Source organism: Mannheimia granulomatis (assembly GCF_013377255.1).
GTDB lineage: Bacteria > Pseudomonadota > Gammaproteobacteria > Enterobacterales > Pasteurellaceae > Mannheimia > Mannheimia granulomatis.
This window is the reverse complement of sequence record NZ_CP016614.1, coordinates 2178435-2196273: the sequence shown is the minus strand read 5'-3', so window position 1 is coordinate 2196273 and position 17839 is coordinate 2178435. Positions and strand designations below refer to the sequence as shown.

The window sequence follows — 17839 nt, the reverse complement described above, 5'->3', positions numbered from 1 at the left end:
TCGATAAAACCTATATTTTTAAAGGACAATTCAATGAAAGATCAAACAGCAGGCTGCCCGTTCCACGGTAGCGTAACATCAGACCAACAAGGCCCAATGGCTTGGTGGCCAAAAACCTTAAATTTAGACATTCTTCATCAACATGACAAAAAAGTGAATCCATTAGGTGAAGATTTTAATTATGCAGAAGAACTGAAAAAATTAGACGTTGAAGCGTTGAAAAAAGATCTTGAAGCGGTATTACGTGACAGCCAAGATTGGTGGCCGGCAGACCATGGTTACTACGGTGGTTTAATGGGTCGTCTATCATGGCATGCAGCGGGTAGCTATCGTGTTGCTGATGGTCGTGGTGGTGCAAACACCGGTAATATTCGTTTTGCACCTTTAAACAGCTGGCCGGATAATGCTAACTTAGATAAAGCTCGTCGTTTATTACAACCAATCAAACAAAAATACGGTAATAAAATTTCTTGGGCTGACTTAATTGTTTTAGCAGGTACTATGGGCTATGAAGCAGCTGGTTTAAAAACTTTCGGTTTTGCATTTGGCCGTGAAGACATTTGGCATCCTGAAAAAGATGTATATTGGGGTTCTGAGACTGAATGGTTAGCACCAACTGGTTCTAAGGGTAATCGCTGGTCTGGTGATCGCGAATTAGAAAATCCGTTAGCGGCAGTAATGATGGGCTTAATTTATGTAAATCCTGAAGGTGTTGATGGTGAGCAAGATCCATTAAAGACTGCGCGTGATATGAAAATTACCTTTAAAGCAATGGGTATGAATGATGAAGAAGTCGTTGCATTAACAGCTGGTGGTCATACTATCGGTAAACACCACGGTAACTACAAAGGTGAAGTTGGTGCAGAACCGGAAGCAGCAGATTTAGCGAACCAAGGTTTTGGTTGGACAACATCTGCACCGGGTAAAATGACCTCTGGTTTAGAAGGTGCTTGGACAACTCACCCGGATCGTTGGGATAACGAGTTCTTTAAACTGCTATTCAAATATGAAGACAAATTTGTCAGCGTAAGATCACCAGCAGGTGCAAAACAGTGGGAACCGTCTGAAATGGATCCTGAGGATATGCCTGCAGACCAAAATGATCCAACAATTAAACGCAAAATTACAATGAATGATGCGGATATGGCTCTTATTAAAGACCCTGATTATCGTAAGATTTCCGAAAAATTCTTAAACGATCAGGCTGCATTTGATGATGCATTTGCTCGTGCATGGTTTAAATTAACTCACCGTGATATGGGACCAAAATCTCGCTACCACGGACCGTTAGTACCACAAGAAGATTTAATTTGGCAAGATCCGATTCCGGCACCAAAATATGTTCCAACTGAAGCTGAAATCGAAGGCTTAAAAGCGAAAATCTTAGCAAGCGGCTTAACTTCTCAAGAGTTAATCGCAACCGCGTGGGATTCTGCACGTACCTTCCGTCAATCAGACTATCGTGGTGGTGCAAACGGTGCTCGTATCCGTTTAGCGCCTCAAAAAGATTGGATCGGTAACGAACCTGAGCGTTTAGCGAAAGTCTTAGCAGTTTATGAAAAATTATCTGCTGAAACCAACGTCTCTATCGCAGACTTAATCGTACTTGGTGGTACAGCCGCAGTTGAACAAGCAGCGAAAGCAGCAGGTGTGAATATCCAAGTTCCGTTCGCTGCAGGTCGTGGTGATGCGGTACAAGAGATGACTGATGTTGAAAGCTTCGAGTACTTAAAACCAATCCACGACGGTTTCCGTAACTTCCAAGAAGCTCACTACGAGCCAACTCCGGAAGAGTTATTGTTAGACCGTGCGCAACTAATGGGCTTAACCGCAGTTGAAATGACTGTATTAGTTGGTGGTTTACGCGTATTAGGCGCAAACTTCGGTGGCAGCAAACACGGCGTATTTACTGACCGTGTAGGCGTATTAAGCACAGACTTCTTCCGTAACTTAGTTGATATGGGGAACCGTTGGGAGCCAACAGGCCGCAACAGCTACAACATCGTAGATCGCAAATCAGGTGAAACCAAATTCACTGCAACCCGTGTTGATTTAGTATTCGGTTCTAACTCAATCTTACGTGCTTACGCAGAACTTTACGCACAAGACGATGCACACGAGAAATTCGTGAAAGACTTTGTTGCGGCGTGGGTAAAAGTGATGAACGCAGACCGTTACGATTTAAAAAAATAATCTGACGGATTAGATAAGAAACCCTGATGGTAAAAGCCATCGGGGTTTTGTTTTTTTATATAAATATCAAATAATATATCTCTATAAATCCACGAAAATAATCCTGCCTGCCTTTTTCTTTTGTAACCGATTCCGCTATAATCGCTCTTATTTATTACTTATTTAAGGAATTGAACATGCTATACCCAAGTGAAGAGTTTTTATATGCACCGGTTGAATGGACAGATCATAGCGAAGGCTATACGGATATTCGTTACCATAAATCGGCAGATGGTATTGCCAAAATTACGATTAATCGCCCGGAAGTGCGTAATGCTTTTCGTCCACATACAGTAAAAGAGATGATTCAAGCGTTTTCTGATGCGCGTTTTGATGAAAATATCGGCGTAATTGTTTTAACCGGTGAAGGGGAATATGCTTTCTGTGCCGGTGGTGACCAAAAAGTGAGAGGCGACTACGGCGGTTATAAAGATGATAGCGGTGTGCATCACTTAAATGTATTAGATTTTCAACGTGATATTCGTTCTTGCCCGAAACCTGTAGTGGCAATGGTGGCCGGTTATGCGATTGGAGGTGGTCATGTGTTGCATATGTTATGTGATTTAACCATTGCGGCAGATAATGCGAAATTTGGTCAAACCGGTCCGAAAGTAGGATCGTTTGACGGTGGCTGGGGTGCAAGCTATATGGCTCGCATTGTCGGTCAGAAAAAAGCTCGCGAAATTTGGTTCTTATGCCGTCAATATAACGCACAAGAAGCTTTAGATATGGGTTTAGTGAATACCGTTGTGCCTTATGCGGATTTAGAAAAAGAAACCGTGCGTTGGTGTCGTGAAATGTTACAAAACAGCCCGATTGCTTTACGTTGTTTAAAAGCTGCATTAAATGCAGATTGTGACGGCCAAGCCGGGCTTCAAGAGTTGGCAGGGAATGCCACAATGTTGTTCTATATGACAGAAGAAGGTCAGGAAGGTCGCAACGCCTTTAATGAAAAACGCGAGCCGGACTTCAGCAAATTCCGCCGTAATCCGTAATTTACGCTAATACAAGCGGTCGATTTTTACTAATTTTTTGCAAAATCTGACCGCTTATCTTTCTATATTTAAGTTAATTTTATGTCAGATGTTGAGTTAAACGAACAGAGCCAAGAATCAGAGCATAAATCCAAAAAGCGCAGCTATTTTTTCTCTACTTTACTAAAGCTTGGGCTGATTGGAGCTTGTAGTATCGCTTTCTATGGGATTTATTTAGACGGCAAAATCCGCAGCAAAATGGACGGGCAGGTATGGGAATTACCTGCTGAGGTGTATGCTCGTATCGAAAGCATTAAAATTGAAGATAACTTAACACTTGAGCAAGCTAAGCAGGCGCTGCTGGATAATGGCTATCGCCAAGTATCGCAAGTTGCAACACCGGGAGATTTTAAAATTGAAGAAAACCGTTTGGTGCTGTTACGCCGTGCTTTCCCTTTTCCGGAAACACCGGAGTCTCAAAGAGTACTGCGTTTAACATTTAAAGATGACAAATTAACTTATATCGAAGATTTAGTGCAAGGCAAGTTAATTGAAGAATTTCGTTTAGATCCCAAATTACTTGCGATGTTGCATTCTGATAGCGATGAGGAGCGTCAGGCATTACGTTTGCAAGAATACCCTCGCTTGTTAATTGAGTCGTTGATTTTAACCGAAGACAGACGTTTTTATCAGCACGATGGTATCAGCCCGATTGGTATTGCTCGTGCTTTAATTACCAATTATCAAGCCGGTAGAACGGTGCAGGGTGGTAGTACGTTAACTCAGCAATTGGTTAAAAATCTGTTTTTAACCAATGAGCGTTCATTAGTACGTAAAATCAACGAAGCCTTGATGTCAGTGATTTTGGACTTCCGTTACGATAAAAACCGCATTTTGGAAACCTACTTAAATGAAATTTATTTAGGGCAAAACGGTAGTTACCAAATTCACGGCTTTGCTTTGGCAAGCCAGTTCTATTTTGGTCGTCCGATTCAAGAAATCAGTTTAGACCAAATTGCGTTGTTAGTGGGAATGGTAAAAGGTCCATCACTTTATAATCCATGGCGAAACCCGCAAGGAGCAATTGAGCGGCGAAATGTAGTGCTGCGTTTATTGCTGGATCATCAAGTGATTAACCAAGAAATTTACGATATTTTAAGTATGCGCCCGCTTAATATGCGTGAAAAAGGCACGATTTACCGTGAACAGCCGGCATTTATGCAGGCACTGGCGATTGATCTGAAAAATGAGCTGGGGGAAGTAAAATCTGCGCAATTATCCGGTACAAAGATTTTCACGACCCTTGACCGTAAACAGCAACGTTCAGCAGAACAGGCAGTAATTACCGGCTTGGAAGATCTGGAAAATAAAGATAAAAAAGTGACCGATTTGCAATCGGCGATTGTGGTGGCAGAGTATCGTACCGGTAAGGTAAGAGCAATTGTGGGCGACCGCTTAACTCAATTTGCCGGCTTTAATCGTGCGATTCAGTCAAAACGGCAAATCGGTTCTTTGGTTAAGCCCTCTATTTACGCGATTGCATTGGCTCAACCTGAATTATTTCGCCTGAATACGCCGATTCAAAATAAACAGATTTCGATTAAAGTGGGATCAAACTATTGGACACCGCGAAACTATGACCGCAGCTTTAGTGGCTCGGTAATGTTTATGGATGCTTTGGTGCGGTCGTTGAATATCCCAACAGTGAATATTGGGATGAAAGTAGGCTTGAAAAAAGTGATCGCCAAGCAAAAAGAGATGGGCTGGGACAATGCAGAAATTCCGCCTTATCCATCTACCTTACTCGGAGCTTATTCGATCTCACCGTATGATGTTACACGTTCATATCAAGTAATTGCCAATGAAGGGTTAAAAACGCCATTAACTACTATTGAGGCAATTATTTCGCATAATGGGGAAATGTTCTACCAGCGTGATGCTCAAAAAGCAAGTGAGCAAGTGCTTCCACCTGAAGCTGCGGTACAAACAATGTATGCAATGCAGCAGGTGGTTGAGCGAGGTACGGCGCGTAGTCTGCAAAATGATTTTGCTAAATTAAAATTAGCAGGTAAAACAGGGACAACCAATAATGCCCGTGATACTTGGTTTGTCGGTATTGATGGCGAGCATGTTACTACCGTATGGCTTGGTAAAGATAACAATGGTGATACTAACTTAACCGGCTCAAGCGGTGCTTTATATGTGTATAAACAATATCTTGAAAGAGCATTACCTCAAGCTTATAAATTACCGAAATTAAATACAATTCAATGGGTAGGAATTAACAGTTACGGTAGCTGGAACTGCGATAGTGGACGGCAAATTCCGGTATGGCGTGATAGAGGGCAGCGTTACTGTACCAGTAGCGGTACGGTGATTGCCTCTGAGAAACCAAGTGTATGGGATGCGCTTTCACTTAAAAAAGAAAATAACTTAAATCCTAAAGCTGATGAGGCCGAGGGGCAGCAGAATATTCCTAGTGAGGAAGTTGCACCAAAAGAATAGGAATAAATTTAATAGTTATTATCATTTAAATGATTATAGTTAATTGATTTTAATTATCAAGCGTATATATTATAATCATTTGCTATTTGAAGTTTGGCGCAGTAATATAGCAATATAAATTAAGCAGAGGCTTAATTTCAATTTAACTATAAGATAAGAGGAACATATTATGGCGATGTCAAATATCGGTTTAGATAGAGAAGTAGCAAAAAAATTAGCAGATGAGTTAAACGGTTTATTAGCAACTTATCAGGTGTTTTATACAAATGTACGTGGTTATCACTGGAATGTTCGTGGCGTGAATTTCTTTGAATTACATGCAAAGTTTGAAGAAATTTATGATGATTTAGTCGCTAAAGTAGATGAAATCGCAGAACGTATTTTAACTTTAGGTCATACACCAAATAATGCATTCAGCCAATATTTAACACAATCAAAAATTAAAGAACATATCGGCGTTTCAGCCGCTCAAGAGTGTTTACGCGGTACTTTAGACGGTTTCAAAACTCTACTTGCACAACAACGTGAAATTCTTAACCTTGCAAATGATGCGAATGATGAAGGTACTGCTTCTCAAATGAGTGACTACATCAAAGAGCAAGAAAAATTAGTATGGATGTTCACTGCAGCTTGTGCAGAATGTTCAGATTACTCAAAAGGTTGCTCTTGTAACTAATTTGCAATAATCAGCATTAACCCCGATAATTCCTATCGGGGTTTTATTTTTTGAAATGAAATGATGTCAAAAGGTTTCCAATTTAAACAGTTTTTTATTCAGCACGATAAATGTGCGATGAAGGTCAATACAGACGGAATTTTGCTTGGGGCAACTGCTTGCATTGAAAATTGTCGGCAGATTTTAGATTTAGGTACAGGTTCCGGCTTAGTGGCGATCATGCTGGCACAACGCACCAAGGCTGATTGCCAAATATTCGGCGTCGAATTAGAGCCTAACGCCTATCTACAAGCGGTCGAAAATGCCCAAAATTCTGCATGGGCAAAGCGTATTACAATCAAGCAAGGGGATGTAATAAAACAAAGCTTTGAGGTTAAATTTGATTTAATTGTGAGTAATCCGCCTTATTTTGCCGATAGTCTGGCGAGCCGAAGCGAAGAAAGGGATTTGGCGAGAGCCGTTATGCTTCACACTCATTTAGATTGGCTAAAAAAAGCGAAAAATTGGTTGGCTGAATATGGCAGAATTACGTTAATTTTACCAACAGAAGCAGCACAAAGGCTTATTGCTCAAAGTAGCCAAATTAATCTATATTGTATTGAGCAATGGAAAGTGTATACCAAAGTAGGTAAGCCTGCCAAGCGGATGATTGTGAGTTTTAGTTTACAAGCGTTAGCTTGTAAGCAAAAAGAGATTGTGATTTACGACGCAGAGAATCAATATAGCGCAGAATTTAAGACTCTTACGCAAGATTTCTATCTGAATTTTTAAGGTGGAGTGATGTGTAAGGGAAGGGTTAATCCTCCCGTTCAAATGATGTCTGGAGTGCTTTGGGCGGGTTAAACCCGCCACAATACTGCAAGGTAAATTTATTTCCCTAAATTATCAAAGAATCTTTTTACTCCATCAAAAAAACCTTCGTGTTTCGGGCGATGTTTCCCTTTACCGTCTAAACTTTCTTCAAATTGACGTAACAAGGCTTTTTGCTCCTCATTTAAATTCACTGGCGTTTCAATAACCACTTTACAGATTAAATCACCTGCATAACCGCCACGAGGGCTAGGTACACCTTTACCACGTACCCGGAATAGTTTACCGGTTTGCGTTTCTGCCGGAATTTTCAGTTTTAATTTACCGTCTAAAGTTGGCACTTCAATTTCGCCCCCTAATGCCGCTAGAGTAAAGCTGATTGGCACTTCGCAGTATAGATTTGAGCCGTCGCGCTCAAAAATATCGTGTTCTTTGACGTGGATAACCACATATAAATCGCCTGCCGGTGCACCGTTTTCGCCCGCTGCACCTTCGCCGGATAAGCGAAGTTGGTTGCCGGTGTCCACCCCAGCCGGAATAGTGACAGACAGATTTTTCGCTTTTTGTACACGACCATCACCGTGGCAAGCACGACAAGGTTTTTCAATGCGTTTGCCGGTGCCGTGACAACTTGGGCAGACAGCTTCGGTGACAAAGAAGCCCTGCTGGCGTCGAATTCGTCCTGTACCATGACAGTGAGAGCAGGTTTCTACCTTGCTACCGGCTTCTGCCCCGCTACCGTGGCAGGTATCACATTCAGCTAAGGTTTGGATACGAATATCTTTTTTACAGCCTTTTACCGCTTCTTCTAGCGTGATTTCAATGTCGTAACGTAAGTCATCGCCACGTACCACACGGCTGCGGCGACCGCCACCACCAAAACCACCACCGAACATTTCGCTAAAAATATCTTCAAAGCCGCCAAAACCACCACCGCCGAAGCCTCCGAATCCGCCATTGCCACCGCCTTGTTCAAAAGCAGCATGACCATATTGGTCATACATCGCTTTTTTCTCGCTGTCGGTTAAGACTTCATAAGCTTCGGTAATCTCTTTAAATTTTTCTTCCGACTCTTTGCTGCCTTGGTTTTTATCAGGGTGATGCTTTGCCGCCAAACGTTTATAGGCTCGTTTGATGTCTTTCTCACTCGCACCTTTATCAAGCCCAAGGACTTCGTAATAATCTTTTTTCGCCATAGTTTTTCCGTTTTGTAAAATTTTTTATGTTTTTGACCGCTTGTCTTTTTATCTCCCCTCTTTAGCAAAGAGGGGCAGGGGGAGATTTGGCAGAAGTGATTTACGCTCATACGAAACTTTGAAATCGTAATCAAATCTCCCCTAACGCCTCTTTTCTAAAGAGGGGGATCAGATCTCCAGTTATATTAACAATGCGGACTCACCGCAATATAAATCTCGACTTTGCCTTCTGGCAGATGTTTTTCAAAATCAAGCGTATAAGCACGCTTTAATAAACCTTGTTTAGAACGGTTTTCAAGGTTCGCCCAAGTTTCTGCTAGCAAGGCTTCTGTGGTTTGAATTGTTTCAAACCAAATAAAATCCTCTATTAAAATCGGTGCATGACCGTTTTCTACTTCCGTTGCAATAATCGTTTTTGTTGTTTTCCGATCATAAATTTTATAGAACGGTGCTTGCACGTTTTCGGATGTGGGATAGAGTTTTAGCATTTGCAAAATTTTCTTAAAAAATCACCGCTTGTTACGATTGTTCTTCTAAACTAAACACCTGCTTTTTCAGAATTTCATCAATTTGAATACGGCTTAAACCAGTATCAATTAACGTTTGTTCTAAAGCTAGTAACTGTTTCTCAAATTTCTCACGAGCTTTATGCACGTTGTAAGCGATGAAATCTGCATTTAAATCACTTTCAATCCGATAAAATTTGATATTCGATACACAAGGGTAAAACCACTTAAATTTTGCGGTAAGCTCTTGAATTGCAATGGTTCCATGAGCCTCGCTAATGCCTTCATTACCTAAATAAACGCTCCCTTGCAAATTTTCAAAGCCGTGCTGTTTCAATACGTTGCGAATATCGTAATAGGCATTATTGAATGTATTGCCGTGGTAGTTTTCTTTTAGACAATTGGTGTCCATATCGAAAGTGATGAGGTATCGGCTCATAATGTTACCTTTTGCAAAATTTTCTTAAAAAATCACCGCTTGCACAGCGCCGGAGGGCTATGCCTAACCTAGCACGGATTGTGCTAGGTTATATGCAAAAGGGGCGAAAGATGTTTCGCCCCTATATTGGTTAGCAAAGATTATTTATTATCTTTCACTTCTTCAAATTCCGCATCCACCACGCCATCATCTTTTGCTGATTGTTGTGGTTGTTCGCCGGCTTGGGCTTTTGCTTGAGCGGCTTGCATTAGCGGTTCGGAGGCTTTGATTAATGCTTCGATTTTCGCTTCGATGTCTGCTTTGTCTTCGCCTTTTGCTGCAGTTTCTAACTCAGCAACAGCCGCTTCGATTTTAGCTTTATCATCCGCATTTAACGCATCGCCTGCTTCAGAAATTTGTTTGCGGGTTGCGTGTGCGATACCGTCTGCTTGGTTACGGGTTTGCACTAACTCTTCAAATTTCTTATCTGCTTCTGCGTTGGCTTCCGCGTCACGTACCATTTGTTCTACTTCTTCATCGCTTAAGCCTGAAGATGCTTGGATTTTGATTTGTTGCTCTTTACCGGTGTTTTTATCTTTCGCCGATACGTTGATAATACCGTTAGCATCAATATCAAAAGTTACTTCAATTTGTGGCATACCACGTGGTGCAGGGTTAATACCTTCAAGGTTGAATTGACCTAAAGATTTATTGTCTGCGGCACGTTTACGCTCGCCTTGTAACACGTGAATCGTTACTGCACTTTGGTTATCTTCCGCGGTTGAGAACACTTGCGATTTTTTGGTTGGAATCGTGGTGTTTTTCTCAATAAGCGTTGTCATTACACCGCCCATGGTTTCAATACCTAATGAAAGTGGAGTAACGTCTAACAATAATACATCTGTTACCGAGCCACTTAATACACCGCCTTGAACTGCCGCACCGATTGCAACCGCTTCATCCGGGTTTACATCTTTGCGAGGTTCTTTACCGAAGAAGTCTGCTACTTTTTTCTGTACTAACGGCATACGGGTTTGGCCGCCCACTAAAATCACATCATTGATGTCGCTAACCGATAAGCCTGCGTCCGCTAATGCGGTTTTTAATGGCTCTAATGAACGGTTTACTAAATCTTCCACCAATGCCTCTAATTTCGCACGGGTTACTTTGATGTTTAAGTGTTTCGGGCCTGTTGCATCTGCTGTGATGTACGGAAGATTCACTTCTGTTTCTTGTGCGGAAGAAAGCTCAATTTTCGCTTTCTCTGCAGCTTCTTTCACACGTTGCATCGCCATTGGGTCATTGCGTAAATCAACACCTTGTTCTTTTTGGAACTCTTCCACTAAGTAGTTGATTACACGGTTATCGAAGTCTTCACCACCTAAGTGAGTATCACCGTTGGTTGCACGTACTTCAAAGGTTTGCTCACCATCAAAGTTATCAATTTCGATAATTGAGATATCGAATGTACCACCACCTAAGTCGTAAACCGCGATTGTTTGGTTCTCTTTCTTAGAATCTAAACCGTATGCAAGAGCTGCCGCTGTTGGTTCGTTGATGATACGTTTAACATCTAAACCTGCAATACGCCCTGCATCTTTAGTGGCTTGACGTTGTGCATCGTTAAAGTACGCAGGCACAGTGATTACTGCTTCGGTTACCGGCTCACCTAAGAAATCTTCTGCGGTTTTCTTCATTTTTTTCAAAATTTCAGCAGAGATTTGTGGCGGCGCTAATTTTTCACCTTTTACTGTTACCCACGCATCACCATTATCTGCTTTGCTGATTTCAAACGGCATAATTTCAATATCGCGTTGTACTTCTGAATCGCTAAAACGACGACCGATTAAACGTTTAATTGCAAATAAAGTATTTTTCGGGTTTGTAATTGCCTGACGTTTTGCCGGCTGACCCACTAATGTTTCTTTATCGGTATAAGCAATAATTGACGGAGTTGTACGTGCACCTTCTGCGTTTTCAATTACGCGTGGTTTGTCGCCGTCCATTACTGCCACACAAGAGTTTGTTGTACCTAAGTCAATACCAATGATTTTACCCATTTTATGATTCCTCTAGTTATAAATTCATTTTTAAAAAGAAGCGAGATAATATTCCCGCTTAGACGAAACCATAAATAGGGGCGAAATTTAAGCCTTCAAGAGGGAAATTAAAAAAATTGTAAAATTTTTGCAAAAAATAACCGCTTGTTGTGTGAGTTTGGCTATAAATTTACCTAAGTCCGCATAATCATTATGCGTTCTTATTTCAACTATAGTAAAATATCGGGAAATTTTGTTCATTTTAAGGAAATTTTGGTGTGTGAATTAAGATAACTCTGAATGAACATTTTTGGATAGCAGATTCAAGGATAATTTGCCCAACTTTAACCCCCTTTTACAAGGATAGTCTCAGTTATGACAGCACCTACCTATCAGTTGATTATCACACATAATAATCAAATTGAAACCTTACCTTTGGACGATAAAAATCTCCTTACAATCGAGGCAAAAAGTAATACAAGTTATAAAATCACCAAAGATGGTGAGTTGCTTGAAGAAATCACCACTAAAACTGTAGGGGATGATCTCTATATTTATTTGCCAAATGAAGAAGCACCGATTCTACTTTTAGAAGACTATCATGATTATGTGCCGGTAACTGACCCGGCGACGTTAAAGCAGTTGGAAGCAAACATTGCAACTGCAACAGAAGTAATTGCACCTTCAGCGACTCTATTAAGCACATTAGGGTTTTCGGCATTAGGTCTTGCTACATTAGGCAGTGTAGCACTTGTGAATCGGGGTGGTAAGCAAACCTCTACCTCTAATAGCAGTACTCAGCCGGAAAAACCGACTCAACCGGAAAAACCAGCTCAACCGGAACAGCCAGCTCAACCGGAACAGCCAACTCAGCCGGAACAGCCAACTCAGCCGGAACAGCCAACTCAGCCGGAAAAACCAGCTCAGCCGGAAAAACCAGCTCAGCCGGAGCAACCAGCTCAACCGGCACAACCCTCTCAACCGGAAAAACCAGCTCAGCCGGAAAAACCGACTCAACCGGAACAGCCAACTCAGCCGGAGCAACCGACTCAACCGGCACAACCAGCTCAACCGGCACAACCCGCTCAACCGGAAAAACCAGCTCAGCCGGAGCAACCAGCTCAGCCGGAACAACCAGCTCAGCCGGAAAAACCAGCTCAACCGGAACAACCGACTCAACCGGAACAACCGACTCAACCGGAACAACCGACTCAACCGGAACAACCGACTCAACCGGAACAACCGACTCAACCGGAAAAGCCGACTCAGCCGGAACAGCCGACTCAACCGGAAAAACCAGCTCAGCCGGAACAGCCAGCTCAACCGAAACAACCAGCTCAACCGGAACAGCCACCAAAGGAGGATGAGCCGGTTAAACCAGCAATCACTATAAACTCGATCAATAATGGTTTGATCAACCAAGCAGACAGCAAAGGTAGCTTTGTGCTTTCGGGCGATATTACTCTTGCAGACTCGGCGACATCGCGCTCAGTCACTGTGTCGATTAACGGGATGGAGCAAGATGCACAAATTAGCGAAGATGGCAAATCTTGGCGTTTATTAGTTGCAGGCAGCGATTTAGTGAAAAATCAAGGCTTGCAAAACGTATCGGTCAAATTAGCTGCAGAGGAAAAAGGGCAGGCTGTATCCGCTGAAAATGCAATGACTTATAAGGTTGATACTCAAATCGAGAAGCCGGTGATAACTTTCAATAAAATTGCTGAAGATGACATTATAAACCTTGAAGAAAGTCGACAAGCGGTCAAAATTTCAGGAAATGTTGCAAATGCCAAAGCAGGCGATAAAGTCCTGCTTAGTATTGGTTCGATTGTGAAAGAGGTGGAGATTACTGCAAATGGCGACTTTAATTTACTAGTCTCTGGCGAAACGTTAATCAATCACCGTAGTATCGATGCCAGCATCGTCACCAAAGATGAGGCAGGCAATACGGCAACGGCAAGTGCCAATAAAAATTATGATGTGGATATTGATCCGCCTGCACCGACTGTAACCTTGAACCAGATTACGGGAGATAATTTCATTAGTAATGATGAGTTGAAGGCTTCTGATAAAATTACGCTTACTGGTACGATCAACAGTTTTAATGCCGGAGATAGTAATAATGTCGTGTTGGCTCTGTGTAGTTGCGAGAGTTGTTCGACATCACGTAAATTGATCAATGCAACGCTATCTGATAATGGAACATTTACGGCGGAAGTTGATGGTTCGGAGTTAATTAAATATGACACCGTTATTGCAACTGTAAGTGGTAGAGATAATGCTGGTAATGTTGGTGGAGAAAAATCGGATTCACAGAAATTTACCAGTCAGGCTAACCCGCCAGAGTACAAAATTGTGTTAAATCCTATTACAGGGGATAACTTCATCAATAGTACAGAGAGTGCTAGGACGGTTAAAATTACCGGTCAGTTAGAAAATGCACCTGCCTCTGCACCTCGATTGGCTCGTAATGTAAAATTGGAGTTTATTAAAGACGGCGTGGTGGCTGTAACAAAATCAGTAGGGTTTGATGTAGATTCAAAATCGACCCAAACGGTTAAGCCATTACTTTCAAGCTTTACCTATGAGATTGCCGGTACTGAGTTGCAAAAATATGATTCGGTTAAAGTCAGTACATCTTGGGTAGAGTTTGATCCAAATACGGGGCCTAAATTTACCAATATCAGTGATAGTAAAAGCTATGTCTATTCAGCTTCTGCACCAACTTGGACTAGTCTGAATTTAACAAATGTTACTGATAATAATGTTATAGACAGCCAGGAAATTCAAAAAGCGACGACAATCGTACGCGGTAACTATGTAGCGAATGCCGATGCAAACGCTGCAAATGGTGTAGGTGTTTATGTTGATTTGCAACTTAATGTAAATGGCAAAATTTATACTAAGCGTGTAGACGGCGTGAGCGGTGACTTTGAGATTGAGGTTGCAACGCGTGATTTGGTTGCAGATCAAGATAAGACCTTGAATTTGACAGCGAACTTGCGTGATACCGCAGGGAATTCAGGTGGTGCTCGCAGTGCAAATGTGCAATATACGGTAGTGGATACTCAGATCAATACGCCTGAAATCACGATTGACGATCTGACTCCAATTAACCAAGCTTATGTAGCTCAAAATCCAACAACCCGAGTCAGTGGTAAAGTTAAAGTAGATGGTGATGTGCCGACCGAAAATCAGACTGTTATACTCAATGTGAATGGTAAAGAATATAACGCCATTCGCAACGGCGATACTTGGTTTGTAGAGGTAGAAACCGCAGTACTTGTGGCAGCCAATGGCAATATTTCTGCCAAAGTGAAAGCGACCGATTTAAGTAACAATTCGGCAGAAAATAGTGCAACGAAAACCTATATCGTTGATATTACACCACCGAAACCGCAGATTGAGCTAGACAAAGTCGGCAGTGATAATGTACTGACATCAGGCGAATTGAGCGGTGATGTGGTTATCAGTGGAAAAGTCAGCGGCGATTACAATCCGACTGATAGCGTAACGTTACAAATTGGTAAAGAAAGTTACCAAGTTGCGATTGGCAATGGTGGAGTGTTCAGCCAAGCTGTGAGTGCCGATGTGCTACGAGCAAACAGTAATGTATCCGCAAGTATTGAGAGCAAAGATGTGGCAGGCAACGTTGGCACAGCAACTGCAAGCCAAGATTATGAAGTCAAAGCACTGGATATTCAGATTGAATTTGACAAAGTGACCACCGATAACCTAATCAACGTCACAGAAAAATTGGCGGACGATATTGTTGTTTCAGGTCGATTAACTGGCACGGACGCAGCACAGGGTAAAACGGTATTGCTCACGATCAACGGTGTGCAACACAGTGTCGCCGTTGGTAGTAATCAGACATTTAGCCTCAAAGTGAGCGGTAAAACACTATTGGATAACCCGAATTACCGTATTGACGGACAGGCGCTGGACAGCAGTTTGCAAGTTCAAGCGACAAAATCGCACCAATATCAAGTGCAAGATCGTGCCGCAGCGGATATTCATATCACCAGTGTGGGCGATTATGCACTGAGCGTAAACCAAGTTTACGGCGGTGTGCGTGTGGGCGGTAAGCTCAACTTTAATGACAGTGTGTATAAGCAGGGTTATAACAGCGATGCGATCAAAGCGTTGATTGTGACCATTGACGGCAAAGAGTTCTCCGCAGGCTTTAACCGTGCCGATTTCTCATTCCATTTTGATGTAGAAAAATCGGTCTATGACACCTTAGTCGGCAAATCGATCAGCTACAAAATTCTGACCGATAATACGCATAAAGAGATCTACTATTTAAGCGGTACGGAAACGCAAAAAACGTTCAATACGTTAGCAACCAACAGCGTTCAAGCGAAAACTGAATTTGAGAAAATCAGTGTAGAGTTTGATAGCAACACTATCGCTAACAATATGGTTCAGCCGGTTAAACAGCAAACCGTAGTCAGTGGCGAAGTGTCAGGCACAGCACAAGCTGGTGATACGGTTGAAATTGTTGTAAATGGCAAAAAGTACGTTGGTAGTGTGGGACAAGATCTGCGTTTTAATCTCTCTGTGGATAATGCAGACTTGGCAACCGTTGCTGCTCAAAAACTCACTGCAACCTTGCTTACGAAAGATATGGCAGGTAATGCAATTCGTGTAAATGATTCTGCAGAAATCGCTTTGACTGATGCAGTCGGTAGCGAGTTTGTGAACCCTCATAAAGAGATTCCGTTAGAGAAAGATCGTAAGACGACTCACGGCGAAGAGGGTTATAACTTACCATATTTTATTCACGCGATTGCAAGATCGGCCGACTTTAAAGCGGGCTATGTGAGGAAAATTCCATTTGGCGGATACGATAGCAAGAAAGCTGATCCGCTTGAACCAACGGTGATTAAATATCATTTTGTGAACGGTGCTGATTACGATAAAGGTTATCGTGATTCGGGGATTAGCAATCGTGATGCTTATTTGGAATTTACCGACAGTATGAAAACACTTTTCCGTGCGGTGTATAAGCAGTATAGCGAAATTTCAAATATTCAATTTGTAGAGACGGACAACCTTGATGAAGCAGATACGAAGTTGCTTCGTGCGGATTTCAGTAAACGAGATCCAGGACAAGATGGTCGTTTGGGAGGCGCATTAGGTGTTGCTGGATTAGGCGGAGACTTTATTATGGATAAAAGTTTCGGTGGGGAAAGTACATATGATAAATTTGCTGCGTTCCACGAAATTTATCATACGCTGTCTGCACAACATACAGACGGTAAGTTCAGCGAGTTTAAAAACGGTCAAGGGAAGCGTTATGTAGAAGGCGAAGATAAATCGACCGAATTTAGTATTATGTCCTATGGTTTTGATTATGCGACTGCTCACGCGAATGTATTTGGTGTATCGATTTATGATCTTGCCTTTATGCATTATCATTTCGGTATTAACAAAAATGTACGAGCAGGTAACGATGTGTACGGCTTTAATCATTACGCCTCACAAGTCAAAGATGGTACGACTTATATTTGGGACGGTAATGGCATTGATACGTTCGATGCCTCTTATGAAAAAGAGGGGGTCATCGTGAACCTGACACCAGGTTCGTGGAACTACTACCGCTCTCAATTCTCCGATGCCTTTATTGTGAAAGAGAAAGTCAAAGTGTCTGCTTATGACTATTCGAGCTACTTTAAAGAGCAAAACTTGGCGAATGTGAGCGTAGATGGCAATCTAAGCAAAGATTATTTCCACTCAGAATACACCAAAGGGCAATCATTTATCGGCTACGGCACGCAAATTGAAAACCTCAACGGGTCAAAATATGCGGATATCTTAATTGGCAACAAAGCGGATAATAATATCAGCGGTGGGGCAGGTGATGATGAAATTTATGGTGGGGAAGGTAATGACTATCTAGATGGCGGTTTAGGTGTTGATTTGATGGAAGGTGGTATAGGCAACGACCGCTATGTAGTGGACAATATTGCTGACAAAGTAACAGAAAAAGCCAATGCAGGTGAAGCCGATAGCATATACAGCAGTGTAACTTACACCTTATCGGAAAATGTGGAAAATCTCTCTCTTATTGGAAGTAATGATATTGATGCTACAGGTAATGATGGCAACAACATACTGATGGGTAATGACGGTAATAACGTATTACGTGGTAACGGCGGTAATGACATCTTAGATGGCGGGCGAGGCAGCGATACGCTGATTGGAAGTGCAGGCGAGGATATTTTCCGTTTTAGCTCCGTGCTTGACGGCTCGGTAGATAAAATCGACAATTTTGTAGTGGGTGAAGACAAGCTCCTGTTTGATGATAGCATCTTTACTGCATTAAATGATGCAAACATCAGAAACCATATCCAATATAATAGTACAAGTGGCGAATTAAGCTATGATTCAGATGGCGCAGGCTCGATCAATGCGATCCACTTTGCAACCCTTAGCGCGGGGCTTGATGCAAACTTGATTCGCTATGAGATTATTTAA

General features: G+C 42.1%; 10 protein-coding genes. 6 read left to right on the top strand and 4 right to left on the bottom strand.

Annotation, left to right across the window (positions count from 1 at the left end; translation table 11 throughout):
* The first annotated feature begins 33 nt into the window (after nt 1-33).
* From katG to A6B41_RS10310, 5 genes are all read left to right on the top strand, one after another.
* A complete protein-coding gene (katG, locus tag A6B41_RS10330) occupies nt 34-2193 on the top strand; it encodes a catalase/peroxidase HPI (protein ID WP_027073559.1) in 2160 nt (719 codons plus the stop codon).
* Between the two features lie 176 nt (nt 2194-2369).
* Entirely contained in the window at nt 2370-3227 is an 858-nt protein-coding gene (gene menB / locus A6B41_RS10325; protein WP_027073560.1) for a 1,4-dihydroxy-2-naphthoyl-CoA synthase, read from the top strand.
* 81 nt (nt 3228-3308) lie between these two features.
* Nucleotides 3309-5711 (top strand): penicillin-binding protein 1B, encoded by a 2403-nt coding sequence (gene mrcB, locus A6B41_RS10320; protein ID WP_027073561.1) that lies wholly within the window; start codon nt 3309-3311, stop codon nt 5709-5711.
* 169 nt (nt 5712-5880) lie between these two features.
* Nucleotides 5881-6387, top strand: coding sequence for a Dps family protein (locus tag A6B41_RS10315; protein ID WP_027073562.1), 507 nt, complete (start codon nt 5881-5883; stop codon nt 6385-6387).
* Nucleotides 6388-6447: 60 nt separating this feature from the next.
* Nucleotides 6448-7158, top strand: coding sequence for a tRNA1(Val) (adenine(37)-N6)-methyltransferase (locus A6B41_RS10310; RefSeq protein ID WP_237052475.1), 711 nt, complete (start codon nt 6448-6450; stop codon nt 7156-7158).
* 98 nt (nt 7159-7256) lie between these two features.
* On the opposite strand, the gene dnaJ is transcribed toward A6B41_RS10310, so the two are convergent.
* The 4 genes from dnaJ to dnaK all read right to left on the bottom strand — a co-directional run bounded on the left by dnaJ (nt 7257) and on the right by dnaK (nt 11377).
* Nucleotides 7257-8393 (bottom strand): molecular chaperone DnaJ, encoded by a 1137-nt coding sequence (dnaJ, locus tag A6B41_RS10305; RefSeq protein WP_027073564.1) that lies wholly within the window; start codon nt 8391-8393, stop codon nt 7257-7259.
* Nucleotides 8394-8578: 185 nt separating this feature from the next.
* Nucleotides 8579-8881, bottom strand: a complete 303-nt coding sequence (locus A6B41_RS10300; RefSeq protein WP_027073565.1) for a hypothetical protein — start codon at nt 8879-8881, stop codon at nt 8579-8581.
* A gap of 31 nt (nt 8882-8912) precedes the next feature.
* Nucleotides 8913-9338, bottom strand: a complete 426-nt coding sequence (locus tag A6B41_RS10295) for a virulence-associated protein VapD (protein WP_027073566.1) — start codon at nt 9336-9338, stop codon at nt 8913-8915.
* Between the two features lie 140 nt (nt 9339-9478).
* Complete coding sequence (dnaK, locus tag A6B41_RS10290; RefSeq protein ID WP_027073567.1) at nt 9479-11377, bottom strand: molecular chaperone DnaK; 1899 nt, start codon at nt 11375-11377, stop codon at nt 9479-9481.
* A gap of 354 nt (nt 11378-11731) precedes the next feature.
* Between dnaK and A6B41_RS10285 the strand changes: the two genes are divergently transcribed.
* Nucleotides 11732-17839, top strand: a complete 6108-nt coding sequence (locus A6B41_RS10285) for an Ig-like domain-containing protein (protein ID WP_032847157.1) — start codon at nt 11732-11734, stop codon at nt 17837-17839.